Below are 18,556 nucleotides of genomic sequence, written 5' to 3'. Positions count from 1 at the left end.
AAAATTAACATATCATTTATATCCTCTAAAAGGAAGGTAATTAACATGTATAATTTTTCTGTAAACCCCGATCGAGCCGATTCGGGATCGGTTAAATGGTCAGCCATGAAAAAAATAAACCCACAAGTCCCATCAAAAATAGTCCCTCTTTCAATAGCTGATATGGAACTCATGACACCGCCGGAAATCATTTCCGGCCTGCAGGCTTTTCTCTCGCACACAGTTCTCGGTTATACTATTCCGACAAAAGGATATCTGCATGCCATATCCAACTGGATGCAGCAGCGTCACAACTGGACAATTGACCACAGCTGGATAGTTCCATCTCCAGGTGTGGTTCCGGCATTGTTTAATGCTGTCCGGGCTTTTACTGAAGAAGGCGACGGTGTTATAATCATGCCTCCTGTTTATCATCCATTTTCCCGTGCCATCACCAAAAACAATCGCCGTATAATAGAAAATTCTCTATTAAAGAAGGGTACTGATTACTATATTGATTTTGACGATCTTGAAAAAAAAGCTCATAATCCAAAAAACAAATTATTAATTCTCTGTAGTCCGCATAATCCGGTGGGACGTGTATGGACAAAAAAAGAACTGCAAAAGATTGCCGATATATGTTTGTCCAATAACGTTAACATCGTCTCTGATGAAATACACTCCGATATAGTTTTGCCTGGTTATCGGCACACCGTACTGGCTTCATTGAATGATACCATAGCTGAAAATTGTATAATATGTACTGCCCCTTCCAAAACTTTCAACCTGGCTGGTCTGCAGGTATCAAATATCATCATCAAAAATGATCTGTTGCGCCGTCAGTTTATCAGCACAGCGGTAAAAGCAGGCTATGGTGCTCTCAATATAATTGGTTATAAAGCATGTGAAATAGCTTATACTGAATGTTCTGCGTGGCTGGATCAATTTATATTGCTTATTGCTAAAAACAAAACCCTTTGTGAAGACTTTATAAGAGAAAACATTCCACAAATAAAGATAACAAACATGGAAGGTACTTATCTGCAATGGTGGGACTGTCGTGCTCTTGGTATGACAAAAAATGAATTGGAAACTTTTATGACACAGCAGGCTTTAATATTTGGTGATGAAGGTTATATTTTCGGGCACTCAGGTGACGGATTCGAACGAATAAATCTGGCTTGCCCGACATCGATCCTGGAAAGTACTTTAAATCGCTTAAAAACTGCATTAAACAAAACATTAGATTAAAAATTAACAGCAGTTATCAATCATTAAATATAGTTAACTTTATTGCTAATACCAGTTGACAATATATGCATTAATTAATATACTTAAGGAAAACTACTCTGCCGGCATCTATTCAGATCACAGCTGGGCAGAATGATAAAGAGGCTATAATAATGCATATTGGTACAACCCTTGCCGAACTTACCGAAAAAATTATCCAGGGAGATCGTATTATGCGTGGCGACGATCTTTCGATTTTTCTAGATGCTCCGCTTGATGAACTGCAAAAAAATGCCTACATTTTACAAAAACATTTTTGTGGTAATCATGTAGATCTTTGTACCATAATAAATGGCCGCAGCGGTCGCTGCGGTGAAGATTGCAAGTATTGCGCCCAAGCATCTTGCCATCACACCGGTATCGAGGAATACGATCTGCTGCCACAAAATGAGATCATCAATAATGCCCGTGCCAATGAAAAAGCCGGTGTGAATCGTTTTGCCATCGTCACTTCCGGACGGGCATTAACCGGAAAAGATTTTTCACGTGCCTTAGAAACATATCGAAAAATGAAACAAACTCTAAATATAGAACTTTGCGCATCACATGGTTTTTTGACCGCTGAACAATTTCATCAGCTGCATGAAGCCGGTGTAACAAGCTACCACCATAATATTGAAACTTCCCGTCGTTTTTTCCCCAGTATCTGCACCACGCACACTTACGATGACAAAATCCACACAATAAAATTAGCTCAGGATGAGGGATTATGCGTCTGCTCGGGTGGAATTATCGGAATGGGAGAAAATTGGAATGACCGGCTTGATATGGCGGTCAGTTTAGCTGAACTTGGTATTCAATCAATACCAATAAATGCATTAATGCCAATAAAAGGCACTAAGCTGGCAAATCTGCCCCGGCTCGCCGATAAGGACATTCTTCGGACAATTGCTTTCTTCCGATTTATCAACCCAGAAGCTAATATTCGGCTTGCTGCAGGAAGGAAACTACTGCCCGATAATGGTGAAACAGCCTTTATCAGCGGTGCATCAGCCTCTATTACAGGCAATATGCTGACCACCTCCGGTACAACGATACATGATGATTTGGAAATACTCGAACGACTCGGCTTATCGAATAAATAAAACGCCATTATAAATTAATCCCCCCTTAATAGAATTTTCTACTAAAGGGGGATTAACTTTACACAGGCATATTAATCATGAAACTCTTCTATATATTTTCCAGCAACTTGAACCGCAATTGCACCATCATTAACGGCTGTTACTATTTGGCGCAAAAACTTCTTACAAACATCACCGGCACCATATATGCCCTTAACTTTCGTTTGCATATTTTCATCTACTATAATATAACCGTCTTTATCGGTGATTCCTAATTTTTTAGCAAACCCAGTTACCGGATCACTGCCAATATAGGGAAAAATTCCACTGGCATGAATCTGCATGAGTGCATCGCTTTTTGCATCCTTCACAGTCAAACCGGATACTCTATCATTTTCAATAAGCACTTGTTGCGGTAATTTATTTCTAATAATCTCGATTTTATTATTAGTCAAAACTTTTTTCTGAACAACTTCATCCGCTCTGAACACATCACGCCGGATAACAATTGTTACCTTATTTACCACTCTTGTTAAATAAATAGCTTCCTCTAAGGCAGAATTGCCGCCGCCAACGATTATAACATCTCTATCTTTATAAAAACCGGCATCGCAAACAGCACAGAAACTTATTCCCTTGCCAATCATTTCCTGCTCACCCGGAATATGCATCAAACGTTCGACTGTCCCTGATGCAATTACCACGCTGTAAGCTTGAAATCTCTTGCCATCTTTACATATAACTGTTTTCACTTTTCCTTCATCAACAATATCTGCTGCTTCAGCAAAAACAAATTCCGGCCCGAATGAAGTTGTCTGTTCATACATGGACCAGGCCAAATCAGCACCATTTACTGATTTTGTTCCCGGCCAATTTTCAATTGCGAATGTCTTGACTAACTTGCCCCCTGGTGCATCAGCTTCCAAAATAAGCGCTTTTAATCCCGCACGGCAGGCATATACGGCTGCTGTCATCCCGGCAGGTCCTGCACCAATTATAGCTACATCATAAACAACATTGTTTTCCATAATGTCAGCCAACCTTTTTAGCTGCCAATTCTTTAAGTTTAGGAAGTAAGACATTTTCAGGAATAAAACCACTCATACTATTTTCAGCTTCACCATTAACGATAAAATAAAGTGTAGGTACAACTGTTACATTATATTTTTGTGCTAATTCTGGTTCCTGATCTATATCCACCTTAACAATATCTATATCTACTTCATTCTTGCCTTCTATTGTTTCAAAAACACGCCCCAACATCTTACACGGGCCACACCACGTAGCAAAAAAATCAACCATAAATGTTTTCTTTTCCGCTATCATTTTATTAAATAGCTCCTTGTCTGCATGTATTATAGCCATTGCAGATCCTCCTCTCATTTATATATATCCGATTAACTATATAATATTTTATCCCCTGGAAATTGTCAAGTATTTATAGTATTTTATCGCAATAATATTTATTAAATAATATTGATTTTAATCTATCTTTAGTTCTGTAATTTTTTTATTACTGCTATATTGTCCTGTTTTCTTACCATCAACCATTACATGCATCTTATAATCATCAAGTTTACCGGCCTCATCAGCAATTTGTGCAAATGATTTGTGCTGTTTATAGCTTTCTTCCATTACACTATTCACACTTCTATCAGTCAAATCCGCAACAATTTTTGCTGTTCCAGCTTCACTGGCTGTTGCCGAAAACGCTGTAATCGATGCCAATCCTATAGCAAATATTGTTGCAGTAATAATATTCATTTTTTTATTTGACATTATAACGTCTCCTTCGTATAAATAATTTCACTTATCAACCAATACCATATTTATCATTTATATTATATTATCATTAAAATATGGCAAATTTATGTCACTTCATATTTATATTATCGTATGAAAAATATATCACAGATATTTTTCTCAATTTATTTTTTTCCATAAAAAAAACAAATTTATTTGTTATTATAACAATAAATTTATATACTGAAATATATTAAATACTTTAAATAAATTCAAAACTGTTATAAAAAGAGGGATATACTATGAAAAATATGCTCATTGCTGAAGACAATAAACAAATTGCCACAGTTTTAGGAGAATACGCCAAACAGGAAAATTTTAATGTTTTTTTTGCTTCAGATGGTACAGTAGCCATTGATATTTTTAATAAAGAAAGCCTCGATATTATTCTCCTTGATATAATGATGCCAAAAAAAGATGGGTTTGCCGTTTGTCGTGAAATTCGTCAAACCTCTAATGTTCCGGTCATAATGATAACCGCACGTGGTGAAGATTTTGAACGAATAATGGGCCTTGATATCGGTGCCGATGATTATATTGTAAAACCGTTTTCCCCAGGAGAAGTAATGGCCAGAGTCAGAGCTGTCTTACGCCGCATGGAAGTCACTTCCAGCGATCAAAAACGGCTTTTAAAATATAATGATATGTCCATCGATCTTAACAGCTATACTGTCTCTATTAACGGAAGAGATGTTTCTTTAACAAAAAAAGAAATCGAACTGCTATGGTTATTAGCCTCTAACTATGGCAAAGTTTTTTCCCGTGATAATCTTTTGGACAGTATCTGGGGATATGACTATTTTGGTGACACCAGAACAGTAGATTCACATATAAAAAGACTGCGTGCCAAATTGAATACCAAAAGTGACTATGGTAAAATGATAAAAACGGTATGGGGAGTGGGATATAAATTTGAAGCCGCCGAAAATGAAGATTAAAATTGTTTATAAATTATTTGCTTTTTTTACGGCAGTATTGTTTATCTTCATGCTTATTTTAAACGGTTTTTTCTACTTTTTTTTCAACAAACAGACCGTTGAGCTGCGCCGCAACGATCTTCGGGAAAAAGTTGGAACAATCGCCAACACAATAAGTATGTTTTTGCAAAATGACGCCCCGACAGATGACCAACAGCCATCTCCATCGGTACAAACAGTTCCGCCGCATGAAAATATGCACATGCATATGGGTATGTCCGGCACAGCTATGCCTTATTACCGGGCATTAGTTTACTATATAAAACTATTGAATCGTATGGATATGTCAGATATTTGGCTGATAAACGATAATCACCAGTTTTTAATCAGCAATAACCGACATCATCATCCCGTACAATACAATGAACTGCCTACAGGTGGTGTTGATGTAATAAATGAAGCTTTACAAGGAAATATTGTCGTTGCTGACAGTTTCAGCGGAGTTTTGGGTACACCGGCTACTACAGCGGCAGCTCCCATACGTGGTGCCGATGGCAGTTACGTTGGTGCCGTATTAATGCATGTCCCCTTAAATGAAGTCAATAATTCCATTTTTTATGCTATAAGGCTTCTCATTATAAGTTCACTTTTTGCCATGGTTATTTCCCTGCCGGCCTCATTACTGGTATCTTATTATTGCACAGAACCCTTGCGGAAAATGAAAACAATGGCTCTTTCCATTGCCGAGGGAAATTATGCTACAAGAGCACACGTCCATCAATCTGATGAAATTGGCGATCTCGCCTCATCACTTGATCAAATGGCTGTGCGGCTTGATGCTGCCGCAAAAGAAAGTGGACGGCTTGATAAAGCCCGCCGTATTTTCATTGCCAATGTATCGCATGAATTGAGGACACCTGTTACTGTTTTGCGTGCCTCACTCGAGGCATTGACCAATGGTCTTATAAAAGATGATGTCCAGCAAAAAGAATATCATCAACAAATGCTTAATGAAACTATTTATCTCGAGCGGCTGGTCAACGATATGCTGGAACTTTCAAAATTACAAAATCCTGATTTTAAAATAGAAATGACAAAATTTATTCTCAATGATTTGGTAAATGATGCCTCAAGATCAATGCGGCCTTTTGCCGCAGCCAAGCAAATACACATAAACACCAACATCGAATTACCACCTGCCCAATTAATCGGTGATTATGGACGACTACGGCAAATGTTGATGATCGTAATCGATAATGCTATAAAATTTTCGCAAAAAAATGATTTTATTACCATCCATCTTTATAATAAACCAGAAAAAAAATCTACCGCCTTTCTTTCCATAAGTGACAATGGCTGTGGTATAGACCCGGCTGTCCTGCCGCATATTTTCGATCGTTTTCACAAAACCAATGACGAGCGCAATAAAAAAGGTACCGGCCTGGGTTTGGCCATTGCCAAACAAATAGCCTTACACCATGATATTGAAATAAAAATAGATAGTATCTTAAATAAAGGCGCAACTTTTACTTTTTCTTTTAAAGATATTCATCTTTTATAGTACTGATATTATATATCGCAATTAAGCGCATTTATCGGTTCGCCGATTGAGGTTTAAATTACAATGGTGTATAATATTAAATTATTTCTGTAAGCATATCAATATACTTAATTCACCCACTTTTCACAGTATTTTATTTCAAAATCGAAGGAGCACTCATCTACATGTCAAAATTTAATTTTCATTTAAATGAATCCTTAGAAAGCGCTATTCGTTCTTTCTATGATGATAACCCTTTTACTAAGGATTTAGGCGTAGTAATCGACAAAATTGACTATGGCCGCATTGATATAAGCCTCAAGGTAGAACATCGCCATACCAATATTTATCAAATAACTCACGGCGGTGTCTTGATGTCATTATCAGATGCTGCGATAGGCGCTGCATGTTTAAGCCTCAACAAACGTGTCGTTACACTCGACTTCAGTATAAACCTATTAAGAGCTGTACCAGAGGGGCATACAATAAAAACCCAAACAGAAATTATCCATAATGGTAAGCAGACAGTCGTTGCAGAATGTTCCATTTTCGATGAAACCAATAAGTTATGCTGCAAAAGCCGTGCTACAATGTTTGTTGTCGGACAATTGCAGAAATAAAAGCAAAGGAGCATTCATGTGCAATTTTTACGCTATTTTATTTTTACAATAATATTTTCTCTATCGACAATTTCTTTCGTTTCGGCAGACGGCCTGCCGACAGAATTCAATACAGCAGCCGCACCGGAATATGGTCTTACTGCTAAATCCGCCATATTAATTGAAGCTTCTACCGGACGCGTAATATTTGAAAAAAACGCTGATGCCCGTGAATATCCAGCCAGTATGACTAAAATACTTACAGCTATTTTGTCACTGGAAATGTCCAGCCCCGATGATATAGTTCACATAGCAGATGAAGCCGCTGATGTAGATGGCTCCTCATTATATCTGGAAAAAGGCGACATCATGCGAATGGATGAACTTCGTCAAGGAATGATGCTGGTATCAGGTAACGATGCTGCAGTAGCTATTGCTGATGCAATAAGCGGTAACACTACGGCTTTCGCTGCAGTCATGAATCAAAAGGCCAAACAGATTGGTGCTATTAACAGTCATTTTGCTAATCCCAATGGATTACCCGATCCCAATCATTATTCTACAGCCCGCGACATGGCTAAAATTGCCCAATATGCTTATCGCAATAAAGAATTTCGTAAGATAGTCACAGTCCAAGAACAAGAGATTCACTGGCTGACCCCCAACAAAAAAATGGTTTTTGATAACACTAATCATCTTTTATGGGACTACCCAGGTGCCAATGGTATAAAAACCGGTTATACAGATGAAGCCGGTGGTTGCCTGACCGCTTCTGCCACCCGCAATGGCGTCACTTTAATCGCTGTTGTCATGCACACCGATGATGGAGAAGAAAGGTTTACCGAAGCCCGTCAGCTTCTCGACTATGGTTTCAAAAAAGTTCGATCCCATTCAGCTTATAAAAAAGCCGATTTAAAACGTTCAATCCATGTACATGACGGACAAGTTGCCCAAATTAATATAACCCCTGCAAACGACATATATTATCCATTGATCAATGATGAAGACAGCTCAGCTTATTCTGTTAAGCTTGATATTCCTAAATATGTAAATGCTCCGATTAAGACCGGTGATAAAGTTGGCACCGTCGATATTTTATACAACAATCAAAAAGTAGGAGAAGTTCCTATGCTCGCTGACAGATCCAGCAATAGGGGCTTTAGTTTCAAATCATTATATTATGTTTTATATGACAGCATAACAGATTTATTTACTGTTTGACGTGCCGGTCAATTTAATGACCGGTATTTTTATTCTGATTAATTTTTAAATTTACTATAGGGGGCGTTTATATTGTCTGTTTTTCTTCACGCTATAGAAGGTGTTATAACACTTTTATTAATGGGACTTGCCGGTTGGTATATGGCTTATAAAGGCTGGATAGATAAAAATAATAAATCGCTTCTACCCAAATTGGTAAATTATATTTCGCTGCCGCTTTTTTTTATCTATAATCTCACCACCACTTTCAGCAAAGATCAATTAGAACATTTAATTTCCGGAGCTGCTGTCCCGTTCATTTCAATGATTATTTGTTATTTTCTCAGCTTATTATTCGTCCGCCTTCTTCATATACGACACGGACATCGTGGAACTTTCAGTGCTTCTTTCACTAATTCCAATTCCATTTTTGTTGGTGTCCCCGTCACCTTGGCTCTTTTCGGTGAAAAAGCTCTGCCCTACGCTTTATTATTTTTTTTCGCCAATACCACTTTTTTTTGGACAATAGGCAATGCTTCAATTCAATCCGACGCTAACAAATCGGCATCATGGCGGGATTACATGACACTGTCTACTTTAAAAAAAGTTTTTTCGGCACCAATATGCGGCTTTTTAATCTCTGTTTTATTAATTTTATTTGATATAACGCTGCCGCCTTTTTTAATGGATACTGCCAAATATCTCGGTTATATGACGACTCCTGTCGCTTTAATCTTTATTGGATCAACTCTATACTCCATGAATTTCAAACAACTTAAATTTGACCGTGATCTTAACGGTGTACTTACAGGGCGCTTTATAATAGCACCAATTATAACTTACATAGTAGGTTCATTTTTTCCTATCCCAGAACTTATGTTTAAAGATTTTATCATCATGGCATCATTGCCGGCAATGATCCAAACGGTAGTCTTATCCAGTTTATATAAGACTGATATTGAATATGCTACTGTCATTGTCTCTATAACCACTATATTTTCAATAATTACTATTCCTATCTACATGGTAATTCTCAGTTATTTATAATTACATACAAAAGGACAAAAAGAACCGCAGCATACCTACCGACCTCCCCAAAGTCAGACCTAAAAATCTAACTTTGGGGAGGTCGGTATTTTCATGGTAAAATATATTTATGAATTCAAAAAATGTATCGTACAAGAGTACTTGAATGGAAAAGGTGGATATGGAAGTTTAGCAAAAGCAAATGATATGTCGGGATCTGGTCCTGTTAAGTGTTGAAAAGAGAAACTTAGCTTGTTAAGGCCTGTACAGTACAGGCTGAAGCTTTCCACAGCATAAAAATATCGAGATAGCCGAAACCTATCTCGATACAAAAGTCTAACCTTCGGAAATCATCTTAATATTTATAATGACTTTGGTTTTTTAATATATAATTACATACCTACCTAAAAAATATGCTACCCACCTGATATACAATTGTTGCTGCAACCCATGCAACAAATAATTGAAAAAATACAGAGAACAATGCCCATCTCGCCCTACCTGTTTCTTTTCTTATCGTTACTAAAGTTGCCACACAAGGAGTATATAGCAAACAAAATACCATTAAAGCATATGCATTCAGCTGTGAAAAACCAATTTGTGACAGCTTACTGACAACATTGGTCATACCCATCTGTGAACTTATATCACTCACACCATAAAGGATACTCATGCTTGAAACCACAACCTCTTTTGCAGCCACACCAGATAATAAAGCCACTGCGATCTGCCATACATCAAGCCCCGCCGGTGCTAAAATTGGTGCTATAACTCTGCCGATAAAACCGCCAAAACTTTGTCCTATATCACTTACCATACCGGACATATTAAAATGTAAAATAAACCATATCAGTAATGATGCCACAAAAATAGTAGTTCCCGCCTTTGAAAGGTATGATTTCACTTTTTCCCAGGCGTAGATGAATATTGATGCTGCATTAGGTGATTTATATTCCGGCAATTCAATTAAAAGCGTATTGGTATTTTTATTTTTATCAATGCGAGAAAAAATTAACGCCAAAGCTATTGCGACTACAATTCCCAAAACATACATAGAAAATGCTGCATACATCGCATTATCCCCAAAAAACATTCCTGCTATCAGTATATAAATAGGTAATCGCGCGCTGCATGACATAAATGGTGTAATCAATATTGTTTTCAATCTATCCCGTGGATTTTCCAGTGCCCTTGAAGCCATTATTGCCGGTACACTGCAGCCAAATCCAAGCAGCAATGGAATAAAAGCCCTGCCGGACAACCCTACTTTACCCATTATTCCATCCATCACATAAGCTACTCGTGACATATAACCACTGTCTTCAAGAACGGCCAATGCCAAAAATAATATAAAAATATTGGGCAGAAATGATAATATACTGCCAACACCGGTGATTGCCCCATCAACCAAAAGTGATGTTAAGACAGGACTGACATTAATATAGGTCAGAAAATTTTTTATTATATCAGATACTTTATCAATTCCCAAAACGATCCAATCCTGGAAAAAATCACCAATTGTAAATGTTAAAAAGAAAATGAATGCCATTATCAATAAAAATATCGGTATTCCCCAATAACGATGTGTCAATATGGTATCTATTTTGTCAGTATTCTTTGATTCTTTATCTTTGTGAACAAGAACTTCTTCAATTACTTCCTCGATAAAATCATATTTTTGCTTGATAATTTCTTTTTCATAACTTTTTTCCGCTACAGTTGCTATATCAAGCGGGTATTTATTCATTATTTCTTCATCATGCGCCAGTACTTTCAAAGCATACCAACGCAAATTATTTATTGGTCCATATTTTTCCTTTAAAGCAGTTTCTACTATATCGATCTTATCTTCTAACCAATCATCATAAACTACTACAATATTTCTGTGATGTCGATGCTGATGACTGCTTTTTTTTTCGCGCTCATTTTTATGCTGATGCTCAATTTTATCCATGCCATGCCGTCTGTTATGATGTGCTACAGCATGAAGCAAAATTTCCAGCCCCCTTTTCTTACGAGCTGAAACAGGTATAACAGGAACCCCCAGCATTTCCGGTAATCGATGTAGATCTATGTCCATTCCGCGTTCTTCAACAACATCCATCATATTAAGTGCTATTATCAATGGTTTTCCTAACTCAATAAGCTGCAAAGCCAAATATAAATTGCGTTCCAATGACGATGCGTCAACTACGTCAACTATAATATCAACTTCATCTTCCAATATATATTGACGGGATAATTTTTCTTCCATGGTATAAGAAGTAAGACTATAAATGCCCGGTAAATCGACCAATTTATAATGGTTATTATGATATTTCAACGCTCCTTCCTTTTTTTCTACAGTAACCCCAGGCCAATTAGCGACTTTCAAATGTGCTCCGGTATATGCATTAAATAAAGTAGTTTTCCCACAATTAGGATTACCGATAAAAGCTACATGAATATCCTCACTCATTTTCGTATTCTCCAATCTCTATTCCATCAGTAATTTCCCTTCCCAAAGCAAATCGCGTACCACGCACCTTTAAAATAATCGCCCCATTATGTTTTTTATTTAAAATGACCACTTTTACACCAGTCGTCATTCCCAGCATTTCTAAACGTCGTTCAATATTGTTGGCCAAATTTATATTTTTAACGACATAACTTGCATTAATACTACCATCAGATAAAATCATTAATTACCTCTCCATGTGCAAGAATGAAATACCTTGCCGACAACTCCCTATCGACAAGGTATTATTATGTAATTTAGTATAATAGAATACATTAATAAAATCAACGTTTTACCATCTCCCAATCTTTATCGGATTTCAAAGAAAATCATATCAGTCTACAACTTAATAATAAATCTGTATTATATAACCCAGCTAAAAATAAATCTTTTATTGCCGCAGTCTGAGGAAATTTAATAACTGGAATTATCAGAATAATGTTTATATAATACATTCAGATGGAGGATAAAAAAATGGTTATTCAAAATAAAAGAATTTTACAGATATTAAATTTGCTTAATAAGAATGACAAAACCATTACTGGTAAATATCTGGCAGATTCAATAGGAGTGAGTACCAGAACTATAAGAAATGATATAAAAGAAGTCGAATATTTTTTAAAAAATAATGGTGCCCATATCATTGCCGAACCTGGTAGTGGTTACAAATTGTCGATTGATGATAACGATAAATATGACATTTTCATCAACACTCATGCCATTAACACATCAAGAGAGTATAGGGGAACAAATATTGTTCCGGCAGATTATAATGATCGTATTTCTTTTATTATAGCTCGAATCTTATTAAACTCTTTACACAATAAAATTGTAAAACAAGAAGATTTAGCAGAAGAGTTATTTATAAGTCTATCCACATTAAAAAAATATCTAGGTGATATAAAAAAAAGTATAGCTCGTTTTAATCTCAATTTAACTACCGACAGAAAAAATGGCATAAAAATAATGGGCGATGAAACCAAAATAAGATATTGCATATCCGAGTATGTTTTCAACCGGGATGATCTATTAAATCTATCCAACAATCAATTTTTCAATGACATATTCCCACATCAAGAAATAGAAACAATAAAGCACATATTATTAAAAATTATTTTAAAATATAATATTCATCTAACAGACATCGCCTTTAAAAACTTATTAGTCCATATTGTTATTACTTTGCGCCGTTCTGGCAAGGGAAATACTGTAGAATACACTAAAAATGAACGCAGCAAACTTCAAGCATCTCAATACTATAAACCTGCATCTGAAATACTCAATACAGTTGAAAAACAATTGGGAATAGATATCCGTAATGAAATTTTTTATCTTACACAACATTTCATTGCCAGTCAAAAATTTATAGTATCAGCAAAAAAAAGATCTGATTTTAAAAAATTATTAACAGATATTTTAAATAAAATCTATAAGCATACTGGTATAGATTTATCCGATGACAGCGAATTAGTATCCGGAATAACCATCCATCTGATAGCGGCAATAAGCAGACTTCGTTTTAATATGAATATTCGAAATGATATCTTAAAATCTATTAAAACCAATTATCCGCTTGCTTTCGATATGGCAGTCATAGCAAGTGAAATAATAGCTCAAGAAGAAAAAGTACAAACTAACGAAAATGAAATAGGTTTTCTTGCCATTCATTTTGGAGCTGCCTTAGAAAGAAATAAACTAAATGATGAAATGGGAAAAACTGCTGTTATCGTCTGTGGTGCAGGACTTTCCACTGCACTTTTACTTAAAAGCAAATTACAAAGAAGATTTGGCAATATTTTGCAAATAAAAAAAGTAATGAGTTGTTATGAACTTGATGAAAAAATAATAAAAGAAACAGATTTTATATTCACTACCGTACCTATAACCCATATAATTTCAAAAAAAATCATCCGCGTAGAACCTATAATGACAGAATATGATCTTACTAGAGTTGAACAAAAAATAAACGAAATTTGCACTGGTGATGAAATACCACTGAATAATTTTTTTAAAAAAGATTTATTTATCCCATTATTAAAAGCAAATTCATCTAAAGAAGTGATAGAAAAAATTACTAACAAAATGCTACAACTTGGTTTTATTGATAAAAATGTCAAAAAATCTATCTTTGATAGGGAAAAACTTGCTTCTACCGAATTTTCCAATTTTATAGCTATCCCCCATCCTTTAACAAATCAAATGAAAAATCCGGCAATAGCAGTTGCAGTATTAAAAAACCCAATAATATGGAATAAAGAAAAAGTGCAAATTATATTTTTACTTAGTATTCCCCAAAATCTTTATAGTGTGTGGGAAAGTATATTTAAAAAAATCTATAATAATTTCATTGAAGGCAGCAGTGGTGAAATTTTATTAAAGACACGATCATTCACCACATTAATCAATGAATTAAAATACTAAAATCAGGATGTGTTTTAATGAAAAATACTATAACGTCAATTTTTGACATGAATATAAAACCCGAATATTTATTTATACATTTAGATGCCGCTGACAACATGGATGCTATAAAGCAAATGGCTGTGAATTTAGCTAAGCAAGGTGTTGTAAAAAATAGCTTTATCCCGGCAGTTTTAGAAAGAGAGCGCATTTTTTCTACCGGGTTACAATTTGATGAAACTGGTATAGCTATCCCTCACACCGATACTCAACATATCAACTCATCAGCCATTAGTATTGCCATTTTAAAAAAACCTGTCACTTTTCAGGCGATGGGCATGCCCGATAGCAAGGTAAATGTCGAAATAATTTTTATGCTTGCAATAAAAACTGCCCATGGGCATATCAAATTTTTGCAAACATTGATGAATCAATTACAAAACAAAGTAATTTTGCATAATTTAATAAATAGCACTTCTAAAAAATTATTAATAAATAATTTTAAATCATTATTTAATAAGGAGAACTAATATCATGAAAAAAATTCTTGTAGCATGTGGAGCAGGTGTCTGTACTTCAACCGCAGTTTTAAATAAATTAAAGAGTATATTGGATGATCGTGGTTTTAAGGGAAAATATGAATTATCCCAATGTAAAGTAGCAGAAGTTCCGGCCAAATCATCTGGCTATGACCTATGTATAGCCACTACAACCGTTTCAGAAGTTAAATGTCCATTTATAATGGGAATTCCATTTTTAACGGGGCGAGGATTAGATGATGTCATAAAAAAAATATTAGAAGAATTGGAAAAATAATTAATTTTGTGAGGTGAACTTTATGGATACAGTATTATCTGCTTTTAAATTCATACAAGGACTGGGACCTTCTGTAATGATGCCCATAATTATATTCATTTTAGGAGTAATACTTAAAGCCGGTATTGGGAAATCAATAAGAGCCGGTTTAACTGTCGGTATTGGATTTATTGGACTTAATTTAGTTATCGGCCTGATGAGTTCCAGTCTCGGACCAGCTGTTCAGCAAATGGTAGAACGATACGGATTAAGTCTTTCAGTTATAGACGTCGGCTGGCCGGCAGCTGCTGCAATAGCCTTTGCTTCAACATTAGGCACAATAATCATCCCCTTATGTTTATTGATAAATATAATCATGCTTTTTACCAACACTACACAAACTGTTGATGTAGATATATGGGACTATTGGCATTTTGCATTTACCGGAGCCTTGGTTGCTATTATTACAGACAGCCAAATATTTGGTATTATTGCGGCTATATTAAATATGATAATAATAATGGTTATTGCCGATTATACGGCACCAGCATTGGAAAAAACAAACGGTCTAACCGGAATATCGCTTCCCCATGGATTTACCGGTGCTTATGTTCCTATTGCCTGGGTAATAAATAAAGTATTTGATTGTATTCCCGGTGTAAGAAATATAAATATTGATTTAAATAAAATACAGAACCGCTTTGGCGTTTTCGGCGAACCAATTCTGGTAGGAACCGTACTTGGAATAATGATTGGCATTGTAGCCGGTTATCAAATCGGTGGTGTTCTAACTTTAGGCATAACCCTGGGAGGCGTACTTGTATTAATTCCTAAGATGGCCGCTATGCTTATGGAAGGACTACTGCCAATATCAGATGCCGCATCTGAATTTATTGAAAAAAGGTTCAAAAATAGAGGGAAAATATATATCGGTCTTGATTCTGCAATAGGGATAGGCCATCCTGTCACATTAGCCGTTTCCTTAATCCTAGTGCCATTAACTGTATTCATGGCCGTTATATTGCCAGGAAACAAAGTTCTTCCTTTTGCTGATTTAGCTGTAATTCCATTCATGTTTGTTTTGATTATTCCTATGGTAAACGGAAATGGATTTAGGGCTTTAATAACCGGTATAATCACGATTGCTACAGGACTTTTAATAGCTACCAACCTTTCTCCGTTGATAACAACTGCAGCAGTTAATGCCAAATTTAAAATGCCTGAAGGTGCAATGGCCATTTCTAGTATATGTGACGGAGCTAACCCTCTCACATGGCTTATTGTACATCTAAATGATTTAGGTGTAATTGGAGTAAGCTTATTGACTGTAATAGCCATTATCTTATTAATATTAAATAGAACACGCATAATAAAAGAAGCTAAAGAAATACATTCTCTAAAAGATGACACTGGTATATAAAACTATGAAAATATATATTTGTTCTTCACAGGAACGTATCTTTCAAATCATAATTCCATCAGTAATATCTGCCTGCGGTCTATTTACTTGTATTGCAGTATTTTTCACTCACATTGAATACAGTCTCCCGGCCATATTAATAGGTATAATTTGTCTATACACTATTTATAACACCTTTTTAACTGGAAGTTATCCTGATAAAGTTATTATAACTAATAATTACATTGCATTTTCATGCATGGGAAAAATCCAATATTATAAATATAATGAAATAAAATACTTTAAAGTAAGAGACTCACAATACTCAAAAAATATGTTTCTTAGAATAAATCGCCCCTTATTCGGCAAAGGTCGATTTTGGATAAACACCCGCAGTTTCCACAATGGAAATGACTTATATGAATATATAATAAATTTAGAATATAAAATACACCCAAATTCATTAAAAAGCATTGCTCGCAATAAAATTATATAAAAGAGGTAAAAACATTGTTTGAAAATGAAAAACAAAAAATTATCAATACTGGTTTAAAAATTGACAAATATGGCCTAATTGCACTTTCCGGCGGTAATGTAAGTCAACGTATGCCCTCTGGAGAAATTCTAGTCACACCTTCAGGTATGATCTACGAAGAACTAAATAGAAACGATATTATTGTTATGGATATAAATGGTCATATTTTAGAAGGCACACGACGCCCATCTGTGGACACTACCGCATTATTATACATCTACAGTCATATGCCGGAAGTTAATGCTGTTATCCACACACATCAACCATATGCAACGGCTGTCAGTTTGATAGCTGATGAGCTTCCATGTGTTCTTACCACTTTAGCCAATGCTACCAGAGGAAACGTAAAAGTTTGTCCATTCAGCTCAGCTGCCAGTGAGCAAATGGGTATTGAAACAGTTGAAAATATAGATAATAGATTAGCTGTAATTTTAAAAAATCATGGTGTTATAACAATAGGCAACAGCTTAAAACAAGCCCTTTATTCATGTGTATATTTAGAGGAAGCTGCCAAAACATATATGATAGCCAAATCAGCTAGTGACAGTATATCTCAACTTACCAGAAAACAAATATATGAAGCTATCGAAGTTTTTAATCATTATGGACAAGATAAAAGATAAAAGGTGGAATAAAAAATGCTAGTCTCAACAAAAAAAATGTTATCAAATGCAAAGAATAAAGGGTTTGCCATCCCTTCAGCAAATTTTATTGATCAAATATCAGTTATATCACACATAAAAACGGCCGAGAAAATGAATTTACCATTAATTTTATCATATGCACAAGCACATTCAGTATATCAAAGCATTGAAGAAGCTGCTATGCTGGGACATTTTTATATAAAAAATTCTAATGTTCCAATTGCATTACATTTGGATCATGGCATGGATTTTCAATTTATAAAAAAAGCTATCCAACTTGGTTTTACATCCGTTATGATAGATGCTTCACAAAAAAATCTCTCTGACAACATAGCGATAACCAAAGAAATAGTTGATTTTGCCCATAAGAGAAATGTCGCAGTAGAAGCGGAAATTGGTCATGTGGGAACCGGCATGAATATTGGTCAAGGCGAAACAGATGTTGATGATAATAGTATTTACACAACAGTAACAGAAGCAAAACAATTGGTTGAAGGAAGCGGAATTGACAGCTTGGCTGTATCGATAGGAACAGCGCATGGCCTTTATAAAGGAATACCTAAAATCAATTTCGATCGTTTAAAAGAACTATCCCAAAATATATCTATTCCATTAGTTTTGCATGGTGGTTCATCTTCAGGTGACAACAATCTTGAAAAGTGTGCCCTTAATGGTATAACCAAAATAAATATATATACCGATTTTATAGCAAATGCATACACCTATTTGAAAAAAACTGACACTAATAACTATTTCGATGTAAAAAACTCTCTATCGCAGAGTATGAGCGATACTTTAGCTCATTATTACAAGATTTTTCACACACAGTCTTTATCATGATATCAGTAATTTTGTTTGGAGGATTTAC

At 35.3% G+C, this 18,556-nt stretch carries 18 protein-coding genes; 13 read left to right on the top strand and 5 right to left on the bottom strand.

Going from position 1 to position 18,556, the window contains the following annotated elements:
- Positions 1 to 45 precede the first annotated feature (45 nt).
- On the top strand, positions 46 to 1,230 hold the full coding sequence (locus F8M42_RS00310; RefSeq protein ID WP_182187456.1) for a MalY/PatB family protein: 1,185 nt from the start codon (positions 46 to 48) through the stop codon (positions 1,228 to 1,230).
- A gap of 152 nt (positions 1,231 to 1,382) precedes the next feature.
- Positions 1,383 to 2,354: a biotin synthase BioB gene (bioB, locus tag F8M42_RS00305; RefSeq protein ID WP_182187455.1), complete on the top strand. Its 972-nt coding sequence runs from the start codon at positions 1,383 to 1,385 to the stop codon at positions 2,352 to 2,354.
- Positions 2,355 to 2,425: 71 nt separating this feature from the next.
- On the opposite strand, the gene F8M42_RS00300 is transcribed toward bioB, so the two are convergent.
- The 3 genes from F8M42_RS00300 to F8M42_RS00290 form a co-directional block, all read right to left on the bottom strand.
- Entirely contained in the window at positions 2,426 to 3,361 is a 936-nt protein-coding gene (locus F8M42_RS00300; RefSeq protein WP_182187454.1) for an NAD(P)/FAD-dependent oxidoreductase, read from the bottom strand.
- 4 nt (positions 3,362 to 3,365) lie between these two features.
- Entirely contained in the window at positions 3,366 to 3,698 is a 333-nt protein-coding gene (locus F8M42_RS00295) for a thioredoxin family protein (protein WP_182187453.1), read from the bottom strand.
- A 117-nt stretch (positions 3,699 to 3,815) separates the two neighbouring features.
- Positions 3,816 to 4,112 carry a hypothetical protein gene (locus tag F8M42_RS00290; protein ID WP_182187452.1) on the bottom strand — a complete coding sequence of 99 codons (297 nt, stop codon included), beginning with the start codon at positions 4,110 to 4,112 and terminating at the stop codon, positions 3,816 to 3,818.
- Positions 4,113 to 4,378: 266 nt separating this feature from the next.
- Between F8M42_RS00290 and F8M42_RS00285 the strand changes: the two genes are divergently transcribed.
- The 5 genes from F8M42_RS00285 to F8M42_RS00265 all read left to right on the top strand — a co-directional run bounded on the left by F8M42_RS00285 (position 4,379) and on the right by F8M42_RS00265 (position 9,439).
- On the top strand, positions 4,379 to 5,074 hold the full coding sequence (locus F8M42_RS00285) for a response regulator transcription factor (RefSeq protein WP_182187451.1): 696 nt from the start codon (positions 4,379 to 4,381) through the stop codon (positions 5,072 to 5,074).
- Positions 5,064 to 6,614: a sensor histidine kinase gene (locus F8M42_RS00280; protein WP_182187450.1), complete on the top strand. Its 1,551-nt coding sequence runs from the start codon at positions 5,064 to 5,066 to the stop codon at positions 6,612 to 6,614. The genes F8M42_RS00285 and F8M42_RS00280 overlap by 11 nt, the downstream gene beginning before the upstream one ends.
- 164 nt (positions 6,615 to 6,778) lie before the next feature.
- Entirely contained in the window at positions 6,779 to 7,213 is a 435-nt protein-coding gene (locus tag F8M42_RS00275) for a PaaI family thioesterase (RefSeq protein ID WP_182187449.1), read from the top strand.
- Positions 7,214 to 7,231: 18 nt separating this feature from the next.
- A complete protein-coding gene (locus F8M42_RS00270; RefSeq protein WP_182187448.1) occupies positions 7,232 to 8,413 on the top strand; it encodes a D-alanyl-D-alanine carboxypeptidase family protein in 1,182 nt (393 codons plus the stop codon).
- Between the two features lie 72 nt (positions 8,414 to 8,485).
- Entirely contained in the window at positions 8,486 to 9,439 is a 954-nt protein-coding gene (locus F8M42_RS00265; protein ID WP_182187447.1) for an AEC family transporter, read from the top strand.
- A gap of 379 nt (positions 9,440 to 9,818) precedes the next feature.
- Here F8M42_RS00265 and feoB read toward each other — a convergent pair whose 3' ends face one another.
- The gene (gene feoB, locus F8M42_RS00260; RefSeq protein ID WP_182187446.1) at positions 9,819 to 11,876 is read right to left on the bottom strand and encodes a ferrous iron transport protein B; all 2,058 of its coding nucleotides are present in this window, start codon (positions 11,874 to 11,876) and stop codon (positions 9,819 to 9,821) included.
- Positions 11,869 to 12,099, bottom strand: coding sequence for a FeoA family protein (locus F8M42_RS00255; RefSeq protein WP_182187445.1), 231 nt, complete (start codon positions 12,097 to 12,099; stop codon positions 11,869 to 11,871). The genes feoB and F8M42_RS00255 overlap by 8 nt, the downstream gene beginning before the upstream one ends.
- 290 nt (positions 12,100 to 12,389) lie before the next feature.
- Here F8M42_RS00255 and F8M42_RS00250 point away from each other — a divergent pair, with 290 nt between their 5' ends.
- From F8M42_RS00250 to F8M42_RS00225, 6 genes are all read left to right on the top strand, one after another.
- Positions 12,390 to 14,336 carry a BglG family transcription antiterminator gene (locus tag F8M42_RS00250; protein WP_182187444.1) on the top strand — a complete coding sequence of 649 codons (1,947 nt, stop codon included), beginning with the start codon at positions 12,390 to 12,392 and terminating at the stop codon, positions 14,334 to 14,336.
- A 98-nt stretch (positions 14,337 to 14,434) separates the two neighbouring features.
- A complete protein-coding gene (locus F8M42_RS00245) occupies positions 14,435 to 14,845 on the top strand; it encodes a PTS sugar transporter subunit IIA (RefSeq protein ID WP_229711370.1) in 411 nt (136 codons plus the stop codon).
- Between the two features lie 4 nt (positions 14,846 to 14,849).
- Positions 14,850 to 15,131, top strand: coding sequence for a PTS sugar transporter subunit IIB (locus F8M42_RS00240; RefSeq protein ID WP_182187442.1), 282 nt, complete (start codon positions 14,850 to 14,852; stop codon positions 15,129 to 15,131).
- Positions 15,132 to 15,153: 22 nt separating this feature from the next.
- Positions 15,154 to 16,530 (top strand): PTS galactitol transporter subunit IIC, encoded by a 1,377-nt coding sequence (locus tag F8M42_RS00235; protein WP_182187441.1) that lies wholly within the window; start codon positions 15,154 to 15,156, stop codon positions 16,528 to 16,530.
- A 489-nt stretch (positions 16,531 to 17,019) separates the two neighbouring features.
- Positions 17,020 to 17,667 (top strand): class II aldolase/adducin family protein, encoded by a 648-nt coding sequence (locus tag F8M42_RS00230; RefSeq protein WP_182187440.1) that lies wholly within the window; start codon positions 17,020 to 17,022, stop codon positions 17,665 to 17,667.
- 15 nt (positions 17,668 to 17,682) lie between these two features.
- Positions 17,683 to 18,528, top strand: a complete 846-nt coding sequence (locus F8M42_RS00225) for a class II fructose-bisphosphate aldolase (protein WP_182187439.1) — start codon at positions 17,683 to 17,685, stop codon at positions 18,526 to 18,528.
- Positions 18,529 to 18,556 lie beyond the last annotated feature (28 nt).

The organism is Pectinatus frisingensis (genome assembly GCF_014076555.1).
GTDB lineage: Bacteria > Bacillota > Negativicutes > Selenomonadales > Selenomonadaceae > Pectinatus > Pectinatus frisingensis.
The sequence above is the reverse complement of the archived record's forward strand: the minus strand, read 5'-3'. Positions and strand labels throughout refer to the sequence as shown.